Annotated in this window: 6 protein-coding genes and 1 tRNA gene; 1 reads left to right on the plus strand and 6 read right to left on the minus strand. The window is 42.6% G+C overall.

Features of this window, described 5'->3' with window-relative positions:
- Positions 1 to 199: 199 nt before the first annotated feature.
- Positions 200 to 1,798, minus strand: coding sequence for a nif-specific transcriptional activator NifA (nifA, locus tag AC3WVG_RS10765; RefSeq protein ID WP_488798120.1), 1,599 nt, complete (start codon positions 1,796 to 1,798; stop codon positions 200 to 202).
- Between the two features lie 519 nt (positions 1,799 to 2,317).
- Here nifA and AC3WVG_RS10770 point away from each other — a divergent pair.
- Positions 2,318 to 4,060, plus strand: a complete 1,743-nt coding sequence (locus AC3WVG_RS10770; protein WP_488798121.1) for a methyl-accepting chemotaxis protein — start codon at positions 2,318 to 2,320, stop codon at positions 4,058 to 4,060.
- A gap of 41 nt (positions 4,061 to 4,101) precedes the next feature.
- Here the strand turns inward: AC3WVG_RS10770 and AC3WVG_RS10775 are convergent, their stop codons facing one another.
- The 5 genes from AC3WVG_RS10775 to AC3WVG_RS10795 all read right to left on the minus strand — a co-directional run bounded on the left by AC3WVG_RS10775 (position 4,102) and on the right by AC3WVG_RS10795 (position 7,323).
- Positions 4,102 to 4,407, minus strand: a complete 306-nt coding sequence (locus AC3WVG_RS10775; protein ID WP_488798122.1) for an NIPSNAP family protein — start codon at positions 4,405 to 4,407, stop codon at positions 4,102 to 4,104.
- A 341-nt stretch (positions 4,408 to 4,748) separates the two neighbouring features.
- On the minus strand, positions 4,749 to 5,531 hold the full coding sequence (locus AC3WVG_RS10780; protein WP_488798123.1) for a PhzF family phenazine biosynthesis protein: 783 nt from the start codon (positions 5,529 to 5,531) through the stop codon (positions 4,749 to 4,751).
- Positions 5,532 to 5,691: 160 nt separating this feature from the next.
- Complete coding sequence (locus tag AC3WVG_RS10785; protein WP_488798124.1) at positions 5,692 to 6,069, minus strand: ACT domain-containing protein; 378 nt, start codon at positions 6,067 to 6,069, stop codon at positions 5,692 to 5,694.
- Positions 6,070 to 6,256: 187 nt separating this feature from the next.
- Positions 6,257 to 6,520 carry a hypothetical protein gene (locus AC3WVG_RS10790; RefSeq protein WP_488798125.1) on the minus strand — a complete coding sequence of 88 codons (264 nt, stop codon included), beginning with the start codon at positions 6,518 to 6,520 and terminating at the stop codon, positions 6,257 to 6,259.
- Positions 6,521 to 7,247: 727 nt separating this feature from the next.
- A tRNA-Asn gene (locus tag AC3WVG_RS10795) sits at positions 7,248 to 7,323 on the minus strand.

A 7,323-nucleotide genomic window follows, 5' to 3' on the forward strand; every position in this document is an offset into this window, starting at 1 on the left:
GACGCGGCTTGGCCGGAGGCTGTTGTTCAGGCGGAGGGGGAGGGTGCGGATAAGTTTGTCCATGCCTCATTCATTCGCCACCAGGCGACGTATAAATAAGCGCTTGGTGGCGAAAGGTTTGAGGAATAGCAAAATATGAAGAGGTAACGAGGTACCTGAGTTGAAATTATAATTCGAGGAGATGGAGTTGAAGTTTTAACTACCTTCTATGGACCCTTGCCCTGGCTCTCTCCCTTGCCACGAGTTCCTCAAGGCCAAATTTTTTGATTCTATATCCCATCTGACGTTGAGTGATACCCAGCTCTCCCGCTGCTTTATACTGTATCCAATTATTCCGTTTAAGGGCAGCGATAATTTGTTTTTTCTCAATTTCCTTTAACGATGTTTTTTTGAAGGAAGTATTTTGAGTCTGCACAGGTTCAGGTTCTGATTCAGGTTCTGAAGAAGATGTGGTCTCCAAATTTTGGATCGAGAGATATGGGCGTATAAGTGAAACGTCGACCCGTTGACCGTCAGCCATAATGGCCAGTCGCTCCACGAGGTTTTCCATTTCCCGAACATTTCCCGGCCAGTCATAGCGTCTTAAAAGTTCCAGGGCATCAGGGGTAAAGCTGAGTTTACGGTCGTACTCTTTGGCCATCTTTTGTAGAAAATGATTGAGTAGTCCGGGAATATCCTCTTTTCGTTCCCTAAGTGGTGGCACCCAAATGGGAAAAACATTTAAACGGTAGTACAGGTCCGGACGAAATTCTCCTTTTTGAGCAAGTTCCTGCAAATTTTTATTGGTTGCGGCAATGATGCGTACATCAACCTTAATGGTTTTGTTGCTGCCCAGCCGTTCAAACTCCTTGTCCTGCAAGACCCGCAAGAGTTTGGCCTGAATACCTAGCGGAAGTTCTCCCACTTCATCCAGAAAGATAGTTCCTTTGTCTGCAGCTTCAAAGCGCCCTTGTTTGCAATATTCAGCGCCTGTGAAAGCACCTCTTTCGTAACCAAAAAGTTCGGCTTCGAGAAGATTTGCCGGGATAGAGGCGCAATTGACTTTGACAAATGGAAATTTTGCCCTTTCAGAAATTTCGTGGATTATCCTGGCTATGAGAGTTTTTCCTGTACCAGATTCGCCAAGGAGAAGCACTGTGGCCTTGGTGGGAGCAACCTTCTCAATCTGGTGTTCCACTTCGAGCATGGCGTTACTTTTGCCAACTATGTAAAATCTTCGAGCCTCCTTGGATAACTGGTATTTTAAAGAAACATTTTCACGCCGAAGTTCATCAACAGTGGCCCTGACTTTTTGGTTCAGGCTTATGAATTGGGCAATTAGCGTGGCAACTACAGTAAGGAAATCAATGTCTTCTTCGTAAGAGATATCGTCTCCAAACAACCGGTCAACATTCAGGACACCAATAGGTACGCCATTGAGAATTATAGGAACACCAATAAACGAAACACGGCCTTTTTCAATTGCCCGGGATCCGGTTTTGTCTAAAAAAAGAGGCTCCTTGCGAATATCGGGTACGTAATAAGGTTGTGCTGTTTGAAAAATGCGCCCGGTTATGCCCTCATCTAACCTGTAAACCCCGCGATTTTTTTCTTCTTTTGTTAAACCATAGGAAGCGGTAATAAGCAGTTTTCCTGTTTGTTGATCTATGAGGGTCACTGTGGCCCTTTTCATGCTTAATGTTTCAGATAAAACACGTAATATATCGTGCAGGGTTTGTTCTAGATCGAGAGCATTATGAATAGCATGGCTAATCTTAGAGAGCACTTTGAGTTTTAAGGTACTGATTGACTGACTCATACATTAAATCTCAGCAATAGACATGCCGAATAATAAGCATGGTTGATAATAATGCTTTTTTTAGGATAACTAATTGATATTACAAATCTTTTTCCTTTCTTGCTGTAGAAAGCCCCAATCTAATGTTTAACAATTTTGTTAATTTTTTCAATTTATACTATATTTTTCAGGAATTTTATTAACAAAATTGGTAAAAATAATTTTGGCTAATTAATTGAGTTTGTAGGATTTGTTGTGTTTGTAGGTGAAGGGAAGGTGGTAGTTAGCGACACAATGGTTGTAACGCTCTCATCTAGATTCAGTGTAAACTATCTGGGAGAGTTTGTTTGTGTGTCAGCGTCAAAAACTATAAAAAATGATATATATAAAGAGAGATAGAGGTGTAAGGGAGAAAAGATGATAAAGATTTCTAATTATTACAACCGTGAAGTAGATAAGTTGTTCCATCGACGTAACGTTCGGACCGAAAATTGCTACAGCTAATTTTGTAAAATCTCCTTCAAAATAACAGGGGGCAAAATGATGAATAAAATTATTTGGCTTTTACTTCCAGCAGCGCTCATTTGCGGAATACTTGCGGTGATAGCCTTCACCGGCTTGAACAGTCTGGAGGCTATGGTTTTGACAAATTCTGATTTGTCAAAAGTGTCAAAAAATATTGCTGACTTGCGTCTACAATTAGTTTCCTTTTCAATTGCTGGCTTGCTCGCTGGCCTGGCGTCGGTCCTCTGGGTGGCGGGTTTTCAGGGTCGAAAAACCCGTGCCCTTCTTGAGTTTCTGGATAGCCGCATAAGGAGCATCGGTGTCAGCGTTGGTTCAATTGGAAGGGTTAAAGGTTATGAAAAAATTAAAAAGTTGATTGGAGTTGTTTTTGACAAATTTGAAGAATTAACTGCCCAAAATTGTAAACTGGCTGAGTCCTTACATAAACAGGAGGAACTGGCCAAACGTGCTTTGGAACAGATTGCGGAGGCACGCGAGAAGGCCGAGGAATCACGTTGCCAAGGGTTGGTCAATGCCTCGAATACGTTAGGAAATGCTATTCACGGTATCCAAGAGGCTACAAAGCTCTTGCGACAGGCATCGGATAATGCAGCCAAAGGAGCAACAGAGGCACAACGGCTGGCGGCTGAAGCTGCCACGGCAATGGAGGAGATGAACGCCTCTCAGACTCAGGTTTCCAAAAGCGCCGAAGCAGCTGCTTTAGCTGCTGACAAAGCTAAACAAGAGGCCCAAGAGGGGGCAAAAACCGTAAAAGAGACGGTAGCTGCCATACAGGCAGTAAATGAGCGCACTGCTCAACTTACCGAAGTAGTCATGGGTCTTGGTAAACAAGCACTTGCTATCGGAAAGGTTATGGAGATCATTTCGGACATTGCTGACCAAACCAATCTTCTGGCCTTAAACGCGGCTATTGAGGCTGCTCGGGCAGGTGAGGCCGGTCGGGGATTTGCTGTGGTTGCTGATGAGGTGCGTAAATTAGCTGAGAAGACTATGGAAGCTACCCGCGATGTTGGTCACCAGATCGAAGCCATCCAGAAAGGTGTGGCCGACACCAGAGAAGGCATGGAGGGGACTGCCAAGCTTGTAAAAAAAGCTACGAGCGTGGCCCATCGCTCCGGGGAAATGCTTGCGGAAATTGTTGAGCTTTCCGACGATAACTCACGGCAGATAGAATCCATCGCTTCAGCAGCTGTCCAACAGGCCACGGCCAGTGAGCAAATTACGCGAACTATCTCCCATCTGGACAAAATAGCCAGGCATACCGGTGAGGATATGGCTAATTCCGAAGCCGCAATGAGGCGGTTGTTAGAGCAAGTAGATGAACTGGACAGTCTGAACAATGTTTTTCGACTCATGGGTCAGGGAGTGGTCCAGAAAGTTATTAGCGAACTGGCAGCTTCCGAGGCGATTACGTCCATGCAACGCGAGCGGCAAGAAGAGGCGTTACGTGCGGCCATAAGCAAGCACGATTTCCTGGAATTGCTTTACCTCACGGATTCGCGCGGCATTCAGCCCATCGCCAACATCCCGAGGCCAGGCCAGGAATCTCCGAAAGATGCCGAGGCCCTGGGTAAAGATTGGTCTCAACGTCCGTGGTTTACCGAACCAATGAAAACCAACAACCTTTACATCTCCGAGGTCTATGTCTCTCAGGCCACTGGCGAAAAGTGCATAACTGTGTCCACTCCCTTTTGGGACAAGGAAGGACGCATTCTAGGTATCCTTGCTGCCGACGTGGCTGTGGGCGGAGTCGACTAGAGCGGTGCAGTCCGAGAATACGTTACTGCCTATGTAATATCCTACTCAAAAATTGGTTTCATAAAGCTTCGCTTGTAACTTATAATACATTTTGTTTCCTCAGCAAATTTGAATGCGGCCTGGCACTCCGGATCCTCCATGGATTTAATACGGTATTCTTCATAGGCTGCCAGACTTGGAAAACTGAACAGGGCGATTGCGATATTGTTCGCCCCTTCCTGTGGTAAAAAATACCCATGATGAGTTCCGCCAAATTTGTTAACTAAAGGTATCCACATTTTAGCATATTTTTCAAATTCTTCCAGCTTATAAGGGTCAATGACATAGTGGAGGTAACAGGTAACCATTATTTTCTCCTTTAGTCTCTTTTAGAGTCTGTGGCCAAACCTTACTTAAGAGGACAATATTTCATACTTTTTTCAATCCTGATTTCTTTCATGCTGGTGCAAATGCCTGGACCCATCTATAGTTTGCTTGCGGGCAGAGCATAATGAGGCATTTAGGATAAATGAATATTCTTTTTATTGTAGGTAGTTATGGCAAATAGTACCAGATATTTAGCTTTGTCACCCCGATGCTCTGCTTATCAGCAAGCTTCGCCAAGATGGGTTTCCCAGCCCTTTGCAATGCTTTCAAGAAACCAGGATTTCTAATCTGTTACTCAAAATGGGGTTTGGCCACAGACTCTTTAGATGGTTATTGTACCTTGCATGTATTTGACTGCCTTGCCAGCTATGGCAACTCTGTTTTCACAGTCCTCACAAAATAGCTCACCACCTCGTTGTGACACCTGTTGAGCGTAAAAAGTTTTTTTGCCCATTCTGGTCTTCCAATATGGAATCAGGGTGCAATGAGCTGAACCTGTAACAGGATCTTCATTGATGCCAAGTTTTGGGGCGAAAAAACGAGAAACAAAATCAGCTTTTTTGCCTTTAGCAGTGACAATAATTCCACGCAAAGGGAGTCGTTTAAGTTTTTCCATATCGGGCTTTAATGATACTATTTCGTCTTCGGTTTGAAATACCGCAAGATAATCTTCTGAACTCAATACTTCTATAGGTTTTCTGCCAAGAGCTTCAAGCAGTTCTTGTGGAGGATTACATTGTTTTGGTGGCTGGGAAGGAAAGTTCATTTTCAGTAAATCTTTTTCACGAGATACAGTAAGTTTTCCACTTTTAGATGAGACAAATGTAATTTCTTCAATTAAAGTATCCATATAGTTAAAAATGACAAAAGCAGAGGCTAAAGTTGCATGACCGCATAGGTCAACCTCTACTGAAGGAGAGAACCATCGGATTTCATAGTAATTTTCTTTTTGAACGATAAATGCTGTCTCTGAAAGATTATTCTCTCTGGCAATGGCTTGTAGTGTGGGAGGGTCTAACCAACTTTCTAGTAGGCATACTGCTGCTGGGTTCCCAGCAAAAACTTGACTTGTGAAGGCATCGATTTGATATATTGGTATCTTCATTTGTTCTAATAATCCTTTTTTGAGTATCTGTCTTTTTGATTAAAAAGGGTTAAATCTGTATATCCGGCGAGTAATGTGTCCCAAGATGTACCTCTAGTTCTTTTTGGAGATAGTTATTGCCCTTTTATTTGATACATATATTTAGCGTTCAGTCAACAATCTAGTGTCCTGCTTCTCTTAGTGCAGCTTTTGCTTTCTCAAGTTCGGTTTCTTGAACCAATAAGTAATCCGTGTCGTAGGTGGATATCGCAAAAATACTGATACCCGCCTTCGTGAGCGGTATCGTTAGGGATGAAAGAATCCCTATTAGAGAAAAATCCAGGGGCCCATGTATCTTCAAGCAGCGCCAACCTTTTTCGCTCACTATTTCATCTGGGATTGCCAACTCAGGGCATACAACAGATAACTCCTCTGTAGTTCGGGTGATGGAATAGAAGGGACCAGCAATTGCCCATGCGGGCAGAGGCATATTCGGAGCAAGGCGACAGATACCGAATCGATCTGAAAGGACAGAAATGATTAATGGTCTATCGTTCATATTTTAAATTTTCAGGTTTATAGATGGAACAAAGAAGAGACTCTTTGTGTGAAAAAGACCTGGTTATATACTTACAACTTTTTTGCGAAAAATTGTCTGATACCCGTTAACTTTGTTGGGTTGGCCTGAGTTTGTGCATTGAGTCAACTATCAGGATGACTTTTTTCAGGGATTTACACAAAAATAGTTAGAATCTGACGGGGACATATCGTGTGTCCAGGACATCATAAGAAGATATCCGAAAATAAACATAGTCTTTGTCCTGCCTTACCCAACCTCGGATACGCATCAAAAATTTATTTTTCTGACAGATTAAAAGAGTTGAAAGACTAACATTGTCTCCAGTGTATAAAACCCATTTTTCTTTAGTCTCTGAATCTCGAACGACTAGTTGGTGTAGGTTCTCAGCTGGCTTTATACGTTCAACATAGCCTTTTAGTTCAAACTTCATAGAACCCCTCCCCATGCTTGCAACTCGACTAGTGAAAACTATATATGTGCATCTACTTTATGACCGTCATGGGGTAATTTTAGGTTTCTCTAGCGTTATTTAAACAATGCTTTTTGAGCAAATTGTTAGGGAGAATTTGAGCAAGCTTCAAAAATTTTTTATATTTTTTCATTAACAAGAAATTTTCAATCTGTCATATATGCAATAATGTACTCATTTTGTTGTATAAATACAATTTGTTGAAGGATGATTGTGGGTTTCATGAAGAGGGGAGTTAGAGAGTATTACCAAAAATGGTTTTATTTAGGTTGGTTGTGTTGTTGTGTTCCGATCAATGTGATTCTCCATGGCTAATAAAAATTATTGGAAGTCTTTTAGTTGGGTACAGGCAGTTGCACCAGCTTGAAAGAAATCAGGATTGAAATAAATATGAAAAATTATTCTCTTAAGTAAGGTTCGGCCATAGACTCTTTATTTTAAAAAAAGAAAAGGCGGTGGGAGCGATAGCCCCTCCGCCTCTAGTTTGGAAATCTTGTATTTCGTTTTCAATTCTGGCTAGCTAAACATGGCAAAGATTATGCGCTACGGATTTCCTTTGACCATCCTGCCTACTCTATCACTTACCTACTCAACCCAAGTGCAGCCTCGGATGCACCCTTTTAAAGGTCGACTAATACGTAGTGGAACATAAATAAAAAAGCCCCGCTATTGACGGGGCTTTGTTTTCTGGCTCCCCGGGACGGACTCGAACCGCCAACCTAGTGGTTAACAGCCACCCGCTCTGCCGATTGAGCTACCGGGGA

It is taken from the genome of Desulfovulcanus sp., from assembly GCF_982781345.1.